The organism is Sphingobium sp. AS12 (assembly GCF_019097845.1).
Taxonomy (GTDB): Bacteria; Pseudomonadota; Alphaproteobacteria; order Sphingomonadales; family Sphingomonadaceae; genus Sphingobium.
Genome location: NZ_JAHRGM010000017.1, coordinates 52,659 through 68,576, shown reverse-complemented (window position 1 = coordinate 68,576; position 15,918 = coordinate 52,659). Strand labels below are relative to the sequence as shown.

Annotated in this window: 12 protein-coding genes; 4 read left to right on the top strand and 8 right to left on the bottom strand. The window is 63.9% G+C overall.

Translation table 11 applies throughout. From position 1 onward, the window contains the following. Positions 1–8: 8 nt before the first annotated feature. Both KRZ98_RS06815 and araD1 read right to left on the bottom strand, forming a co-directional pair. Positions 9–935: a Gfo/Idh/MocA family protein gene (locus KRZ98_RS06815; protein WP_217672911.1), complete on the bottom strand. Its 927-nt coding sequence runs from the start codon at positions 933–935 to the stop codon at positions 9–11. A gap of 5 nt (positions 936–940) precedes the next feature. Then, complete coding sequence (gene araD1, locus KRZ98_RS06810) at positions 941–1,933, bottom strand: AraD1 family protein (RefSeq protein ID WP_217672910.1); 993 nt, start codon at positions 1,931–1,933, stop codon at positions 941–943. 204 nt (positions 1,934–2,137) lie between these two features. On the opposite strand from araD1, the gene KRZ98_RS06805 reads away from it, so the two are divergent. Beyond that, the gene (locus KRZ98_RS06805; protein ID WP_217672909.1) at positions 2,138–2,902 is read left to right on the top strand and encodes a FadR/GntR family transcriptional regulator; all 765 of its coding nucleotides are present in this window, start codon (positions 2,138–2,140) and stop codon (positions 2,900–2,902) included. Between the two features lie 91 nt (positions 2,903–2,993). Here KRZ98_RS06805 and KRZ98_RS06800 read toward each other — a convergent pair whose 3' ends face one another. Continuing rightward, on the bottom strand, positions 2,994–4,301 hold the full coding sequence (locus KRZ98_RS06800; protein WP_217672908.1) for a sugar MFS transporter: 1,308 nt from the start codon (positions 4,299–4,301) through the stop codon (positions 2,994–2,996). A 122-nt stretch (positions 4,302–4,423) separates the two neighbouring features. On the opposite strand from KRZ98_RS06800, the gene KRZ98_RS06795 reads away from it, so the two are divergent. Both KRZ98_RS06795 and KRZ98_RS06790 read left to right on the top strand, forming a co-directional pair. Beyond that, positions 4,424–5,572 (top strand): aldose epimerase family protein, encoded by a 1,149-nt coding sequence (locus tag KRZ98_RS06795; protein WP_217672907.1) that lies wholly within the window; start codon positions 4,424–4,426, stop codon positions 5,570–5,572. 3 nt (positions 5,573–5,575) lie between these two features. Next, the gene (locus KRZ98_RS06790; protein WP_217672906.1) at positions 5,576–6,430 is read left to right on the top strand and encodes an SMP-30/gluconolactonase/LRE family protein; all 855 of its coding nucleotides are present in this window, start codon (positions 5,576–5,578) and stop codon (positions 6,428–6,430) included. Between the two features lie 256 nt (positions 6,431–6,686). Here KRZ98_RS06790 and KRZ98_RS06785 read toward each other — a convergent pair whose 3' ends face one another. Further along, on the bottom strand, positions 6,687–9,197 hold the full coding sequence (locus tag KRZ98_RS06785; RefSeq protein WP_217672905.1) for a TonB-dependent receptor: 2,511 nt from the start codon (positions 9,195–9,197) through the stop codon (positions 6,687–6,689). 194 nt (positions 9,198–9,391) lie between these two features. Here KRZ98_RS06785 and KRZ98_RS06780 point away from each other — a divergent pair, with 194 nt between their 5' ends. After that, on the top strand, positions 9,392–10,909 hold the full coding sequence (locus tag KRZ98_RS06780) for a 2OG-Fe(II) oxygenase family protein (protein WP_217672904.1): 1,518 nt from the start codon (positions 9,392–9,394) through the stop codon (positions 10,907–10,909). A gap of 1 nt (position 10,910) precedes the next feature. Here KRZ98_RS06780 and KRZ98_RS06775 read toward each other — a convergent pair whose 3' ends face one another. From KRZ98_RS06775 to KRZ98_RS06760, 4 genes are all read right to left on the bottom strand, one after another. Continuing rightward, entirely contained in the window at positions 10,911–13,112 is a 2,202-nt protein-coding gene (locus KRZ98_RS06775) for an alpha-galactosidase (protein WP_254798149.1), read from the bottom strand. A gap of 17 nt (positions 13,113–13,129) precedes the next feature. Next, entirely contained in the window at positions 13,130–14,044 is a 915-nt protein-coding gene (locus KRZ98_RS06770; protein ID WP_217672903.1) for an ROK family protein, read from the bottom strand. Next, positions 14,041–15,126 (bottom strand): glycoside hydrolase family 68 protein, encoded by a 1,086-nt coding sequence (locus KRZ98_RS06765; RefSeq protein ID WP_217672902.1) that lies wholly within the window; start codon positions 15,124–15,126, stop codon positions 14,041–14,043. The genes KRZ98_RS06770 and KRZ98_RS06765 overlap by 4 nt, the downstream gene beginning before the upstream one ends. 199 nt (positions 15,127–15,325) lie before the next feature. Beyond that, positions 15,326–15,610, bottom strand: coding sequence for a hypothetical protein (locus tag KRZ98_RS06760; RefSeq protein WP_217672901.1), 285 nt, complete (start codon positions 15,608–15,610; stop codon positions 15,326–15,328). Positions 15,611–15,918 lie beyond the last annotated feature (308 nt).

The window sequence follows — 15,918 nt, the reverse complement described above, 5'->3', positions numbered from 1 at the left end:
CTGTGATCTTAATCGTGAAATGCGTCAGTCGTCTCGCGCCGCCCGCGCAGGAAGGCATCGGCGACCAGCCGCAGCGGATCGGTATCGACGTCCGATCGTCCGCCCCGGATCAGCGCGGCAAAGCGGCTGTAGAGCCCTGGATATTCGACATCTTCGCCATGTTCGGTGCCGCTCGGCAGATGCAGCACTGCGCCGCCCTGCGACAATTTGAGCGTCCCCGCGTCGGTTTCCACGACTATGTCCCAGCTTTGCGGGCCGGTCTGCCGCCAGTCGAGATCCATGTGGATCGGCGCGCCGCCCGTGTCGCGAAAATGCAGGTCGGCCGCGATCGGCGCGGCGCGATTGTCCGGCAGCGTCAGCGTCGCGTCCCTCAGGAAGAAGGGGCGCGGCAGGATATGGGTGACGATCGACAGCGCATTGATCCCCGGATCGAACACGCCAAGGCCGCCCGGCTGCCAGATCCACGCCTGACCCGGATGCCATACGCGCACATCCTCCCGCCAGACGATCGACACGCTTTCGATACGTCGCTCGGCCAGCCAAGCCCGCGCGGGGGCTACACCTGCGGCAAAGCGGCTGTGCCAGGCAGCAAACAGGGAAACGCCGACCTTGTCCGCCTGCGCCTGCAACGCGCCCACTTCGGCCAGCGTCGCGCCGGGCGGCTTTTCCAGAAACAGGTGGACGCCGCGCCCCAGCGCCTGCGCCGCCAGATCGTAGCGAACCTGCGGCGGGGTGCAGAGCGCGATGGCATCCACCGCCGGGCCATCCCGCAACAGCGAGTCCAGACTGGCCAGATGCGGCACCCCGTCCAGCCCGGCATCATGCGGGCTGACGGTCGCGGCCAGGCTGAAGGCGTTATTGCCCCGGATCGCCGGGACATGCTGGTCGCGTGCGATCTTGCCGATGCCCACGATCGCGATACGGATCGGGTCCATGGGGATCAGAGCGCCTGAACGACCACTTCGACTGGTTCTGCGCGCTGCAACGGATTGCGCACCGGCAGGGTGAAGGGCGCGGCGGCGATTTCGAACACATCGCCTTCCTGGGTTGCGATGCCGTCACTGAAGGAGAGCGTCGCAGTGCCGAAGAAATGGACATGGACGTCGCCAGGGCGGCGGAACAGATCATATTTGAAATGATGATGTTCCAGATTGGCGAAGCTGTGCGACATATTGCCCTCGCCCGACAGGAACGGCCTTTCCCAGATCGTCGCGCCATCGCGCAGGATGCGGCTGGCCCCCTCGATATGCTCCGGCGGGGTGCCGACCAGCAGTTCAGGACCAAGCGCGGCCTGCCGCAGCTTGGAATGGGCGAGCCACAGATAATTGTGCCGCTCGGTCACATGGTCGCTAAACTCGTTGGCGAGCGCCAGGCCCAGCCGATAGGGCTGGCCATCATCGCCGATGATGTAGATGCCTGCAATTTCCGGCTCCTCGCCGCCATCCTTGGCAAAGGCGGGCATGTCCAGCGGTTCACCCGGTCCGACCAGTTGCGACCCGTCGCCCTTGTAAAACCATTCGGGCTGCTGGCCGACCGCGCCCGGCGCAGGCTTGCCGCCCTCCAGCCCTTCCAGAAACATGCGCATCGAATCGGTCTGCTTTTCGACCGCCGCTGCTTCCCGGTGCATCTTGTCGCGTCCTTCGGCAGAGCCAAGATGGGTAAGGCCTGTGCCGGTCAGCTGGACATGCGCGTCATCATCATGGTCGATCGGCGCGAGCAACTCGCCCGCGGCGAACGCGGCTGCAATGTCGATCGCATCGCCTGTGCCGGCCGCTTCGACAGCGGCGCTCAGGCTGATGCGACGGGCGATGGCGTCGAGCGCCAGCGCGCGGATGCTGGCATAGCCCGGCACGATATGGGCGGCATCGCCCAGCGCCGCGATAACGGAGCGGACGCCGCTGGGGGCACGATGCTGCAACAGGCGCAATGTCATGAAAAACTCTCCTCCCGCACGCCGTTCGCGGCGCTGGCTGATCCTGAATGACGAGCGATCACAAGCTCGGGCGGCCGCAAAAAACAGCGACGCCTGCACGATGACTCTATCAATTACTCCGACATATTACAGGATGATGGTAATGGCAATGCTTGTATTCTACACAGATCCGTGCCTGATAGGCGTAAGGTGGGAGGAGCCGGAATGGGACAGGAAAGGCCGTCAGCAGATGCGCAAGTCGCGGAAAATGGCGGTTCGGCCAAGGTAGCGCGCGGGCCGGGCAGGCGATTGCACGGGGCCATCGCGCACAAGCTGGGTACGGCGATCTTGTCTGGCCAATATGCGCCGGGCGATGTTCTGTCGGGCGAAGTCGCCTTTGCCGAGGAACTGGACGTGTCGCGTAGCGCCTATCGGGAGGCGATCCAGGTTCTGACCGCCAAGGGGCTGGTCGAAAGCCGCCCCAAGGCCGGAACACGGGTGCTGCCGCGCAATCGCTGGAACCTGCTCGACCCCGAAGTACTGGCTTGGGCCTTTGCTGGAGAGCCAGACATCCAGTTCGTGCGCGACCTGTTCGAACTGCGCGCGATCGTCGAACCGGCCGCTGCCCGGCTGGCGGCGCAGCGCCGCGACAGGAATGATGTCAGGATCATGAAGGATGCGCTGGCCGCCATGCGCCGCCATACGCTGGCGACCGAACTGGGGCGTGCCGCCGACCGCGATTTCCACAATGCGATCCTCGACGCGACCCGCAACGATGCGCTCCAGGTCCTGTCCGCCAGCATCGGCGCGGCGGTCAACTGGACCACCCAATATAAACAGCGCGCCCGCGCCCTGCCGCGCAACCCGATTCCCGACCATGTCCGCGTGTTCGATGCGATCGTCGCGGGCGATGCAGCGGCTGCGGCAGAGGCGATGGGCGTGCTGGTCGATCTGGCGCTGGAGGACACGGCCAGCGCGATGGGGGGATGACCCTCCCCGCAACGGGGAGAAATCAAAAAGGCCGGAGCAGGTTACCCCGCTCCGGCCTTTTTCCGAAGTGCGACCCTCGGCTTTATTCCGCTTATTCCGCGACCGGCTGGTCGGGCAGCGCATGGGTCACTTTCGATCCCCATAGTGCGTAGAACAGGATGTAGAGTTCGCACGCCGCGGTCAGCAGGAACGACCATTGCAGGCCATATTCGTCCGCCAGCTTGCCCTGCGCCACCACCAGCGCGCCACCGGCGATCGCCATGATCAACAGGCCGGATCCTTCCTCGGTCAGCGGCCCAAGCCCCTTGATCCCCAGCGTGAAGATGGTGGGGAACATGATCGAGTGAAACAGGCCGACCAGTATCAGCGCCCACATCGCCATCGGCCCGGTGGTGAACACCGTTACCAGCATGACGATGAACGCCCCGATCGAGAAGGCGGCCAGCGCATGACCTGCATCGAATTTCTGCATGATCGCAGAGCCGGCGAAGCGGCCGACCATCATCCCGCCCCACAGTAGGCTCAGATAATTGCCGGCCTGCTCATGGGTCAGATTGGCGATTTGGGGCTGGCTGACGAAATTGACAAACAGGTTGGCGACGCCGATTTCCGCGATCAGATAGATGAAAATCGCCGGGATACCGAACACCAGATTGCGATGCGCCCAGAGCGAGTGCTTCTTGCGCTCCTCCTTGCTGTGGCGCGACGTGGCGTTGCCCATGGCGGGCAGGGGGAAGCGGGCGATGATGACGGCCAGCACCACCAAAATGACGGCGACGATGATATAGGGCAGGATCACCGACTGCGCGTCGGCCAGACGTTCGGCTTGCGTGAGGACCACATCGCCCTGCGCCGTGCCGCCCTTCGACCGGCCCAGGATCAGATAGGCGCCGAACAAAGGCGCCAGCATCGTGCCCGCCGAATTCATCGCCTGCACCAGATTGAGGCGCGAAGAGGCGGTTTCCGGCTTGCCGACCACCGCGACGTAAGGGTTGGCCGCGACCTGCAACAAAGTGATGCCGCTGGCGATGACGAACAGCATGACCAAAGTCACACCATAAGAGGGAATGGACGCCGCCAGCGTCATGCCCGCTGCGCCCGCCGCCATGATCAGCAGCCCGATTACCATCGACTTCTGGTAGCCGACCCGCTCGATCAGCTTGGCCGACGGGATGGAGGCGAAGAAATAGGCGATGAACCAGACCGATTCGATCAGCGTCGTCTGGGTGTAGCTCAGGTCAAACACGCTGCGCAGATGCGGCAGCAGCGTGTTGTTGATGACCGTGATGAAGCCCCACATGAAAAACAGGCTGGCCAGCAGGCCAAGCGCCGGGCCGTAGCGCGTGCCGGGATTATGCGTCACCGTTGGCGCGGCGGTCGAGGAAACTGGTCCTGCCATTCATCCGTCTCCGTAAAATTCCAGTGCGGCACCGCCGCTTGAGGGGTTGCATCCGCTTATTTTGTCTGAGTATATTCCCCGAAACCACCCGTCAATGGGTCACGGTCACCAGAGGAAGCCCCATGCGCAACGTCGCTACGATCAAAACAACGCTGTCATACGCAGTCGCGCTAGCACTGACAAGCGTGTCTGCCTTCGCTGCCGAAGCCAGCCGCGCGCCCGCCGGTACTCTGGCGGACGGATCAGGGGTGGAGGTGATCAGCCTGACCAACAAGCAGGGCGTATCGGCGAAAATCCTGACCTATGGCGCGACGCTCCAGTCGCTGTCTGCGCCGGACAAGGATGGCAGGATCGCCGACGTGTTGCTCGGCTATGATGCCCTCAAAGACTATGTCGATCATCCCAATTATTTCGGCGTGACCGTGGGCCGCTATGCCAATCGCATAGCAGGCGGCACCTTCTCGCTCGACGGCAAAGCCTATCAGCTGCCGCTCAACGACAAGACCAATACGCTGCACGGCGGCGGCAAGGGGTTCGACAAGCAGGTCTGGAAAGTCGCGTCGGTCATGAGCGGACCGGTCGCGACGCTGGTGCTGACGCTGACCAGCGCGGATGGCGATTCGGGTTATCCTGGCAAGCTGGATAGCAGCGTCACCTATACGCTGGACGAAGCGGGCAACCTCGGCATCACATTCGACGCGAAAACCGACAAGCCCACGATCGTCAACATGACCAACCATGCCATCTTCAATCTGGCTGGCGAGGGATCGCCCGACGGGGCGCTCGGCCATCTGCTGACGATCCCCGCCAAGGCCTATACGCCGGTCGATGCTGCGCTGATCCCGACTGGCGAATTGAAGCCGGTGGATGGCGGCGTGTTCGATTTTCGCGCCCCCCGCCGCGTCGCTGACGGCATTCGCGACGGGCGCGATCCGCAGATCGTTGCCGGGCGTGGCTATGACCATAATTGGGCGCTGGACAAGGGCGTGACCAAGACGCCGGAATTGGCCGCGCGGCTGGAAGATCCGGCATCGGGCCGGGTACTGGAGGTGCTGACGACCGAGCCGGGGGTGCAATTTTACGCAGGCAATTTCCTGGACGGCACGCTGGTCGGCAAGGGCGGGCATCTCTACCGCATGGGCGACGGCATCGCGCTGGAGCCGCAGAAATTCCCCGACGCGCCCAACAAGCCCAATTTCGTGTCGGCGCGGGTTGATCCGGGCAAGCCCTATCATCATGCGATGGTCTATCGCCTTTCGGTAAGGCGCTGAACCATGACATTATGGCAGATGATCGAACGCGATGTGGCCGACACGCTGGGCGAAGGGACGCTCTGGTCGGCGCGCGACAATGCGGTCTATTGGGTCGATATCCTTAGCCCCGCGCTCAATCGGCTGTCGCTTGATGGCGGTGCGGTCGAACGCTGGGTGATGCCTGAACCGCTGGGCTGGGTGGCCGAGCGGGCGGGCGGTGGCTTTATCGGCGGGTTCAAGAGCGGTTTTGCCGCGATCAGCCTGGACCCGCTGACCATCACGCCCATCGGAGACCCGGAACCCGACCTGTCCTATAACCGCATGAATGATGGCAAGGCCGATGCGGAAGGATATATCTGGTGCGGCACGATGGACATGGAGGAGGAACGCGACAGCGGATCGCTCTATCGGCTTGCCCCTGATTTGCACTGGCAGCAAATGGACAGCGGCTATCGCGTGACCAACGGCCCGGCTTTCTCGCCCTGCGGCAAATGGCTCTACCATAGCGATACGTCGCGTCGGGTCATGTATCGCTTCACCCGGACGGCCGACGGGATCGCTGATCGCCAGCCCTTCATCCGCTTCACCGACGCGGACGGCTATCCCGACGGCATGACCGTGGATGCGGACGGGCATATCTGGGTCGCCCATTGGGGCGGCGGACGAATCAGCCGCTTCACCCCAGACGGCACGCTCGACCGCGCCATCGCCCTGCCAGCGCGGCAGGTCACTAACATTACCTTCGCCGGACCCGATCTGGACCGCATGTTCGTCAGCTCCGCGGCGATCGGCCTGGACGCAACGCCTTTTGACGGCGGCTTTTACGAAGTGGACTGCGGCGTGCGCGGATTGCCGACCAACCTGTTTGCGGGCTGAGGCGCGATCGACGCATGACCTGAAAAAAGGCGATTGAACTGGGTGCAGGAATCTGCTTAATTCGTCTGGACAGCGTTGTCATGTCCTCTCCAATGCACACAACGCTGTAATCCCGGACAGCCATGCGGCGAACTGCACGCGCCAAAGGCTGTCCGGGACGATTTTCTTTTTCCGACATCGCAAAGCAAAAGCCCGCCCCCTCATATCCGAGGAGACGGGCCAGTGGGTCGCCCGCAAGCGACGGGGGAAGCAGAGTTTAGAAGCTGTAGCGGACCGAGGCCGTCACGGTGCGGCCATAGACCGCGCTGTTCTGGAAGATGCCAATGGTCGCGCTCAGCGGGATCAGCGACCCGCCACCGCGATAGCCCAGCGTGTCGAACAGATTGTTCGCGTTGGCGCCCAGCTCCAGATTCTCGACCGGCCGGACCTTCAGGAAGCCGTTGAAGAAGGTCGTGCCGCGCACCGAATAGGTATTGAAATCGTCGATCGGCGCGCTCGACTGGCCGCTGGCGCTGACGCCCACGGCAAACAGCCCCATGTCATAGGATGGCGAGATCAGGAAGGTCAGGCGCGGAATCCCGCCCGGCCGGTTGCCCGCCAGCGCCGCCGTCGCGCTGTCCTTGATCTTGGAATTGACCCAGGTCATGTCGGCGGCGAGGTGGAAATTGCCCAGGTTCAGGCGGCCGGTAAATTCGATGCCATAGGACCGGTAAGCGTTCGAAATATTGGGATCATTGTTCGGCGCAGGATTGTTGATCCGGGTGAAGTCGTAATTATTCTCGGTCAAGGTCGAGCGGAAACCCGTGACCTCGACCGAGTAGTTGCCAGACGCGCCCACGAACCCGCGCTGCTTGACGCCAATTTCCTGCTGGTTGAGGAAATTGACCGCAGTCCCGGCCCCCTGGGCGTTGAGCGACCCGTCGGCATTGAAATTGCCACCCAGCGTCCGGCGATCCGCATTGAAGCGGCCACCCCGGCTGACGCGGGCGAACAGGGATGTGTTGTTGGAGAAGGCATAGAGCGCGCCGACCGACCAGCTGGTATAGCTGCGCTTGTAATTGATCCGCTCGATCACCCCGCCCGGCAGCATGGAGGGCAGGGTTGCGCTGCCATTTTCGTCGCTGACTATGTAATTCGGCCCGGCCACCCCGGCCTGCGCCGTGCCTTCGCCGCGCACCCGGTCGAACCGGACGCTGGCGTCCAGGTCAAATCCGCCGCCCGAATAATTGGCCGACAGGAAGGGCGCGTCATTGGTGTAGGAGAGGTCTACCGAACGGGCGCAGCAATTGCCCCAATTGTCGTTGAACCCGGCCTGCCCGGCGGCGGTCAGTTGCGTGCCCGTGGTCGAATAGAGGTTGAGCGGCGCGGCATTATTGCCCTCCAGCGCGCTATATTGGCGGTTCACATGCCAGTCCTGCACGATATTCTGGCTCATGTGGAACCAGCCGGCCTGCATCGTCACCTTGCCCGCACCCGCCTCGAACTTGCCGGTCAGCGCCAGATTGTTGGCGATGCTGCCCATATCCTTCATCAGCGTGTTGATGTTGGGATTATTGTTCAGATAGGTGCCGGTATAGACCTGCCCCTTGCTCGGCCCTGCGGCGTAGCGGATCGACCCTACGGTCTGGCCATTGACGGTTGATCCCAGCACGCTGGAGGTGGTGCCGACGTTCAGGAACTGGGTGGTGAAGCTGCCGCTCATGTCGGTGTAGCGGAAATTGTTATCCACCGTCAGCATGTCGCTCAGCTCATAATGAAACTGCGCGCCCACCGACGTCACCTTGGGATGGATGCCGTTCATGTCTGCGGTGCCGAGCTGGCCGTTACGATCGACAAACTGGAACTGGCGATTGTAAATCGAATAGGTCGATCCGTCGCGCGCATCGAATGTCGGCATCGGCTTGAAATCGGTGATCTTGTTGCCGTCTATCTTCACCATCGACGGCATCGTCGTGTTGGTCGGTGCATGTTCGTCCAGCCGCTTGAAATGCAGCCGCAGGAAGCCCTTGCCGTCGTCGAAATCCTTGGTGATGTTGGCCTTCACCTGATAGCCGCGCAGGACGTTGAAATCCTCGTTGGTCGGGCCGCCACCTTCGCGGGCATAGCCGCCGACATGGAAGCGCAGCGTGTCGCTGATCGGGCCGCCATAGTCGAAATCGACGCGGGTTTCGCGGAAATTGACGCCCTTGGACAGGCCGATCGATCCGCTCTCCTTGTCGCCGGTCTTGCTGATATAGTTGACCACCGCGCCCGGTGCCTGGCTGGCGAAGGTGGAGGCGGATCCGCCGCGCACCGCTTCGACCCGCTCGACATTCTGGTCGAAGCGCAGCCAGTAATCATTATTGCCGAACTGGATGTCGCCAAACAGGGTGACGGGCAGGCCGTCCTCCTGCAACGCGACATATTCGGACCCGCCGGTGGACACCGGGATGCCGCGTACGCCGATATTGGCGTTGCCGCCCGGACCCGCGGTATCGGATGGCTGGAGGCCGGGGATGGAGCGCAGCACTTCGGCTTCGGAGCGCGGCGTGAAATTCTGGATCGCTTCCTGGCTGATCTGCGATACGGAGATGGAGGTGCGGAAGCGCGACTTGTCGCCAGCGCTGGCGGTCACGACGATATCGTCGCCGGTGACCGGGGCTTGATCCGCAGCAACCGTTTCGGCGGTTGCTGGTGCTGCATCCTGCGCGAACGCGGGCACCGTCATGCAGGCCATGGCCAGCGCGATGGTCGAAATGCAGCTATGTCGAGAAACGCTCTTCATCATCCCCTCCTACAAGGTCGCCGCACATCTTCCCGCGGTCGGTAACCATTGTCTCTATGCTTCTCTGCAAACCTTTGCAATAGATTTATGCAAACGTTTGCTGATTTGTCTGGCACGCTGTTGCTGCTTTGCCATTATAGGCTATCGAGGGGACGGACGGGCAGGAATAGCGCGCGCCCGGCAGAGAGGATTAGAGGATGGATGGCGATCCGGCATGGCATGATCTGGAGGCGCGCCAGTCGGCATCGCCCGACCATGCCGGGGCGGTCGACTGGCTGCGCGATGTCGAATCGGCGGCCTTTGTCGCGCTGCGCGCCGGGACCGCCGGGGATGGCGCAGCGGTGCTGGATGGCCTGTGCTGCCGTTGGCCCGGCAGCGCCCGGCTGCACTGGTTGCACGCACTGTTGCTGCGCGAGGATCAGCAACATGAGGCCGCCTTGAAGGCGATCAGCGGCGCAGGCGATGATGCGCAGGCGCGTGCGCTGCTGGCGCAGCTGCGCTATGAATCTGGGCGAGCCGCCGCCGCCGATTTTGCCCGAGCCCGCGCGCTGGCACCGGGCGATGCGGCGCTGATTCGCAGCCATGCCGGGGCGCTGGCGGCCGAGGGGGAGAGCGGTGCCGCGCTGACGCTGATGCGCCAGACACTGGCCGACCGCCCCGACTGGGTAGAAGGCCACAGCTATGCCGCGACGCTGCATCGGCTGCTGGGCGCTCCGGGCCGGGACGACGCAGGCTTTGCCCAGGCCTGCCAGGCGCAGCCGCACAATCTGGCGCTGCGGCTTGGTTGGTTTCATGGACTCGCCAAGGCGAAGGATTGGGACGCGGCCCGCGCCGTGATCGCCGATGGCGTCCGCCTGTTGGGCGATGTGCCTGCACTATTGATAGCGCGGCTTTATCTCGCCGCCGAATCGGGGGAGGCGGACGATCGACCCGATCTGTTCGATAATATGGCCAACCGCACTGACGCAGGGCTGGCGCTTGCCAGCGTCCGCCATGCGCTGCGCTGCGGCGCGCCGGATCGTGCAGCGATAATCGCGCACGCGCAGACTGCAACGTCGTCAGCCTCTCTCTTCTGGCCCTATCTCTCGCTCTGCTGGCGTTTGCTGGGCGATTCGCGCGCCGACTGGCTCGACCGGCCCGACCGGCTGATCCGGGTCACGACGCTCGACCTCGACTATGCTGCTCTGGCGGACCTGCTGCGCAGTCTGCACAACGCGGCTGCGCCCTATCCCGACCAATCGGTGCGCGGGGGCACCCAGACCGACCGGCCTCTATTGTTCCGCCAGGAACCGATCATCCAGAATGCCCGCGCCGCGATCGAGGCAGCGGTGCGCGATTATATGGCCGCCCTGCCGCCGCCGGAGCCGGGCCATCCGCTATTGGGAACGCCGCGCGGCGAGGTCAAATTCGCCGGAAGCTGGTCGGTGCGGCTGGGGCAACAGGGCTATCATGCCGCGCACAGCCACCCGGCCGGCTGGATCAGCTCGGCGCTCTATGTCGCGCTGCCCGACGCGATGGGGACTGCGCCCGAAGGCTGGCTCCGCTTCGGCATGCCGCCGCCCGAACTGGGGCTGGACCTGCCGCCCTATCGCGACGTCCTGCCACAGGTCGGGCAACTCGTCCTCTTCCCGTCCACCCTGTGGCACGGCACCATCCCGTTCGAAGATGGCGAACGCCTCTCTATCGCCTTCGACATCCGCGCACCCCGGCGGTGATTTACGGCATCACGTCGAACACCAGCGCCGCGCCCTGAAAATCGCCCTTCAGCTTCATCCGCACGCCCTGTTCCATCCAGTATGAGCCACTGGCTTGTCCCGGCACGCCATCGGGCAGCGCCGCGCCGCCCAGCATCCGCACGGCGTAAGGCCGCGCCGGGTCCAGCCCCTGCATCCGTAACGCTTCCACATTACTGCGGAACATCGAACTGTGCAGCATCTGGAATAGTACCGCCTGTTTGCGGTCGGGCGAGACATAGGCGGTCGCGGATGTTGCCGCCCCGGCGCGGGGCGGGGCGATGCGGTAGAGGTCGCCACGCTGCACCGTCGCGCGGATCTCCTTATAGGCCGCGATCCATCTGGTCGCAGTGGCGAAGTCGCCCTGCTGCCAATGGTCCAGATTGGCACCCAGCCCCAGACTGCCCTGCATCGCCGACAAGAAGCGATAGTCCAGGCTAGTCTGCCGCCCATTGGCCCAGTTGGGGCTGTCAGTCACCCACGCCATCATGATCGACGGCGCATAGGCTTGCGTGAAGCCATCCTGTATCGTTAGCCGGTCGAACGGGTCGGTATTGTCCGACGTCCAGCTCTGGTCGGTCAGCGCCATGATCCCCAGGTCGATGCGCCCGCCACCGCCCGAACAGCCCTCAATCTCCAGCCCCGGATGCCGCCGCCGCAGTTCCGATAATATGTGATAGAGGTTGCGGACATAAGCCACCTGCACCCGCTGCTGGTCCTCCACCGGCATTTGCGGCCAGCCCGCCTCCGTCCAGTTGCGGTTATAATCCCATTTCAGGAAGGCGATGTCATTGTCGCGCACCAGCCTGTCGAGCCAGTTCAACAAATGGTCGCGCACGTCGGTCCGCGCGAGATTGAGCAGTAACTGGTTGCGTCCTTCCGTGCGCGGGCGACCGGGGAAGGCCAGCACCCAGTCAGGATGGGCGCGGTAGAGGTCGGAGTCGGGATTGACCATTTCCGGCTCGACCCACAGGCCAAAATCCATCCCCAGCGATTTGACCTTGTCGATCAGGGGTTTCAGGCCATTGGGGAATTTGGCGGCGTTGACGGTCCAGTCGCCTAGCCCCGCCTTGTCGTCGTTGCGCGCACCGAACCAGCCATCATCGACGACGAAACGCTCCACCCCCAGCCTTGCCGCTTTTTCCGCCAGCGCCATCTGTCCGGCCTCGGTGACGTTGAAGGTGGTTGCTTCCCAGCTATTGTAAAGCACCGGGCGGATCTTTGCCTTGGTCCCGCCGGGGATGATGCTGGTGCGCTGGAAGGCGTGGAAGCGGCGCGACGCATCGCCCATTCCCTTGGCCGCATAGCCAGCATAAAAAACCGGCGTGTCCAGCGTTTCGCCGGGCTTCAGGGACCAGCTGAAATCATAGGGATTATAGCCGCCGCTGATCCGCACCCGGCCCAGATTGTCCGCGCCCACCGACAGGCGGAAAGAGCCGGACCAGCCGAGCGCGCCATACCAGACCGGTCCGTCCGTTTCGCTGGTCTGGCCTTCCTTGCCAATCGCGAACCAGGGCTGGTTGCCATGGCCGGTCGATCCGCGGCGGCTTTCCAGCACCGTGAGCGCCGGAGTGACCGGGGTGTCCACCTGCGACCATTCGGCTGCATGGCGCCCGGTCAAATAATGGAGGCGATAATCGTCGCCTACCGGCAGGGTGAAGGTCGCCGCTGCAATCTGGTCGATCCGTACCGGCTGGGCGTCGCCATTGCGTACGCTGGCTGATCGCGCGATGACGCCGGTGTCCGGGTCGATCGTATAGCGCAGCGTGACCGTCAATGGTCGGCTGATATCCGCCAGTTCGACGATCAGCGTCTCACCCGACACGCTATGGCGCCGATATTTCAGCACCAGGTCGCGATTGCCGTCGGCAAACACTGCCTTGACCCCCGGCTCGCTCACCAGCCCCTCGCCTTGCCCGGCATATTCCTGCGGCGTGATCGATCCTGCGGGATCGAATCCAGACAGTTCGCCGGACACCTTCGCCACGAGCGGGGCCGCCGCATCCAGCGCCGCGCCCCAATAAAGCGGCTGGAGATAGCCTTTCTCATCCACCCCCATCGCATAGGTGACATCGCCGCCGTCGAGCCGCAGCAGCTTGCCGTCGGCGCTCGCGCTGACCTTGGCCAGCAACACAGCGGGAGACGTCAGGCAAACGATTGCAGTAAAGGTCGCCAATAGCCGCATTTTTCGCTCTCCTATGTCTAAGTCACTGTCGGGTTTATCATGTCCATCGCCAGCGCCACAGCGCCCAGCGGCCCGGCCTGCTCGCCCAGCGCCGGCGTCCGAACGATCGTCGCAATGCTGCTGGCATCGACAAAGGGCAGATAGCCGCCAAGCTGCGCGACCACCTTCGCCCGCACCCGGTCGAGCAGGTCGGCCCGGCCCATGCCCACGCCACCACCGATCAGCACTTGCCGTGCCGCCGTCGTCAGCAATATCGTGCCGACCAGTTGGGCGATGTCATGCGCCACATCGTCCCAGCGCGGATCGTCCGCCGCAATTCTGTCGCCCGGCACGCCAAAGCGCGCCGCCAGCGCCGGGCCGCTCACCAGCCCCTCGATACAATCACCATGGAAGGGGCAGGCACCCGCGAAGCCGTCGCCCGGCGCCCGGCGGATCAGTATATGTCCTATTTCCGGGTGCATCGCGCCATGCAGCGGCCTGCGGTGCAGCGCAAAACCGCCGCCCAGGCCAGTGCCGATCGTCAGGTAGCATAGGCAATCGGATGGCGCGTTCCCCTGCGCGCCCGCCCCCCAGCGCGCCTCGGCCAGCGCCGCGCCGTTGACGTCGGTATCAATCGCCGCGGGGCAGGGCAGGGCAGAGCTCAGCACGCCGTAAATATTCGCGCCGGTCCAGCCGGGTTTGGGGGTCGGCAGCATATGACCGAAATCAGGCGCAGCCCGGTCCAGCCGCAACGGGCCGAACGAGGCTATGCCCAGCGCCGCGAACGGCTCCTCCGCCTGCCATCGGGTCAGCAGATCGACCCCCGTACCCAGCGTTTCCGCCGGGCTACTGGTCGGTATCGTCACCCGCTCGACAATCTCCCGCCCCCGCGCCCGCAGCACGACCATCTTGGTCCCGCCCAGTTCCACGCCCGCGATCAGCGGCCCGCTCATGCCACAATTCCGGCGCGATCGCCGTCCAGCCAGAGGCGCTGGAAGGGCGCAAAAGTGCCGCCGAAGCGGCGATCCTCGCCATCCCCCCAATTGTCGATGAAGCTGGTGACCGACAGGTCCGGCAGCACCATCCAGCTATAGCTTTGCGCCGGGGCTTCGGCAGGGTTGGCGAACACCAGCCCGCTGCCATTGACCGGCCGCCAGGGACCGCTCACCGCCGGGGCTACCATGGCATATAGACCGGTGGGACCGGTCGGACCGTCAGGATTGAACACATGGCGCTGGGTCGACCAGAAGAGGTAATAGCGTCCATCGTAAGCAACCATATGCGGCCGTTCCAGCTCATTGTTCACGCCATCCGCCGACAGCAGTGGCGGCGCAATGGTCCAGTCGTCGGGGGTCGCCGGATCGGCGCTCGCAAGGCCGACTACGCCATTATAGGCGCTGGCCGATCCGGCCTGCGACGCGGCGAAGAACAGATAATGGCGGCCATCGGCGGGATCGCAGAAATAGGCAGGATCGCGGAACGCCTTGATCGTGCCGATGCCACCCCCCTCGCGGGTCGACATATAATGAACCGGGTTGATCGTGACGATCTCCCGCAGATCATGCCAGTCCGTCAGTCCATCAGTCTCCGTAAGACGGGCGCAGGCGCTGAACATCCGCTGCTCGAAACTGGGTGCGGCTTCGCCCCTGCGACCCGCTGCGGTGAAATAAAGGATTATGTCGCCGCTGGCCTCATCCCATATCGCCGAACCGGACCATTCGCGGCTGCCAGGCGAAAACCCATCGGGCATCGCCGCGCCGACATGCGACCAGCGATCGCCCAGAAAATGAAACAGATGGATCCGCGCATGACCATGGCGTTCGTCTGGGTCGGAGAAATGCGGGGCGGCCAGCGCCATCCACAGCTGCGCCCCGTCCGCCAGTGCGATTGGCGTCCCGTCACGCTGCTGAACCGGCCAAGCGTCCCAAATATCGAGATTGTCGGCAACAGGACGGACATGATGCGCGCCGATCATCGGCGCGGTCGGCGCGTCGGGCGCGATGGCGGCGACATGTGCCGCGGTCCAGCTGCTCATTCTCTCAGGCTTCCTCTCAGGGCGAGAAGGAAGGCGCCCTCAAGCGTGCAGTCCTGCCGGCGCCTTCCTCCCCAATTCCAGCCAGATGGGCATCTGGCCGAAATGCTCTTTTGGACCCAAACCTGTCGGTGGTTTCAGGCCGTGAAGGATGCATACAGCGATTAGGCAAACGTTTGCAAGAAGAAAATGGCCGCGTTGTTCAGGCACGCTTTCCCGGCGCTCGCGTCGGCGGATCACGACGGGTCCAGCGCGGGGCGACCCGAACCGGCTTCCATAGATCCGGTCCCAGCAAAAGCAGCGTCACACCCAGGCTGGCGCTGAGAAAGGCGGTGGCTGCGACCGCCAACTGCGCCAATGTGACGCCAACCGACCGGTCGACCAGCTGGTGCAGCAGCCGCCCCTGCGGGCCAAGGCTGGCGATCAGGCCTAGACCAAGCAGGCGCAGGCCGATCCGCGCGGCGGGATGGGGATGCCAATGGGACATGAAAACCAGCCTCTGCAATGTCGAACAGGAGGCATCCCATTTACCGATGACCGCATAGCAAAACGAGAGCGGGAAAGGGCAGGCCGCGTTGAAATTGCGTAGGAATTGGTACGTATAGCCATGCTATGTCGCAAAATCATACGCAGATACTATGCCAAAGCGCCGTTCCTGCCATGGAGATCGAATGCATTTCCATGTCATGTCGGCGGTGAAGGGCGGAACAGGGACATATGGCGATGCAATCGCAAGCGGACGGGATATTGGCCGAGGCGGCATCGGCCGAGCATAGCGGACCGCAGGCTGGCCTG

Coding starts and splice junctions, on each gene's coding strand:
- KRZ98_RS06815 (WP_217672911.1), bottom strand. CDS start 935: ATGGACCCGATCCGTATCGCGATCGTGGGCATCGGCAAGATCGCACGC.
- araD1 (WP_217672910.1), bottom strand. CDS start 1,933: ATGACATTGCGCCTGTTGCAGCATCGTGCCCCCAGCGGCGTCCGCTCC.
- KRZ98_RS06805 (WP_217672909.1), top strand. CDS start 2,138: ATGGGACAGGAAAGGCCGTCAGCAGATGCGCAAGTCGCGGAAAATGGC.
- KRZ98_RS06800 (WP_217672908.1), bottom strand. CDS start 4,301: ATGGCAGGACCAGTTTCCTCGACCGCCGCGCCAACGGTGACGCATAAT.
- KRZ98_RS06795 (WP_217672907.1), top strand. CDS start 4,424: ATGCGCAACGTCGCTACGATCAAAACAACGCTGTCATACGCAGTCGCG.
- KRZ98_RS06790 (WP_217672906.1), top strand. CDS start 5,576: ATGACATTATGGCAGATGATCGAACGCGATGTGGCCGACACGCTGGGC.
- KRZ98_RS06785 (WP_217672905.1), bottom strand. CDS start 9,197: ATGATGAAGAGCGTTTCTCGACATAGCTGCATTTCGACCATCGCGCTG.
- KRZ98_RS06780 (WP_217672904.1), top strand. CDS start 9,392: ATGGATGGCGATCCGGCATGGCATGATCTGGAGGCGCGCCAGTCGGCA.
- KRZ98_RS06775 (WP_254798149.1), bottom strand. CDS start 13,112: ATGCGGCTATTGGCGACCTTTACTGCAATCGTTTGCCTGACGTCTCCC.
- KRZ98_RS06770 (WP_217672903.1), bottom strand. CDS start 14,044: ATGAGCGGGCCGCTGATCGCGGGCGTGGAACTGGGCGGGACCAAGATG.
- KRZ98_RS06765 (WP_217672902.1), bottom strand. CDS start 15,126: ATGAGCAGCTGGACCGCGGCACATGTCGCCGCCATCGCGCCCGACGCG.
- KRZ98_RS06760 (WP_217672901.1), bottom strand. CDS start 15,610: ATGTCCCATTGGCATCCCCATCCCGCCGCGCGGATCGGCCTGCGCCTG.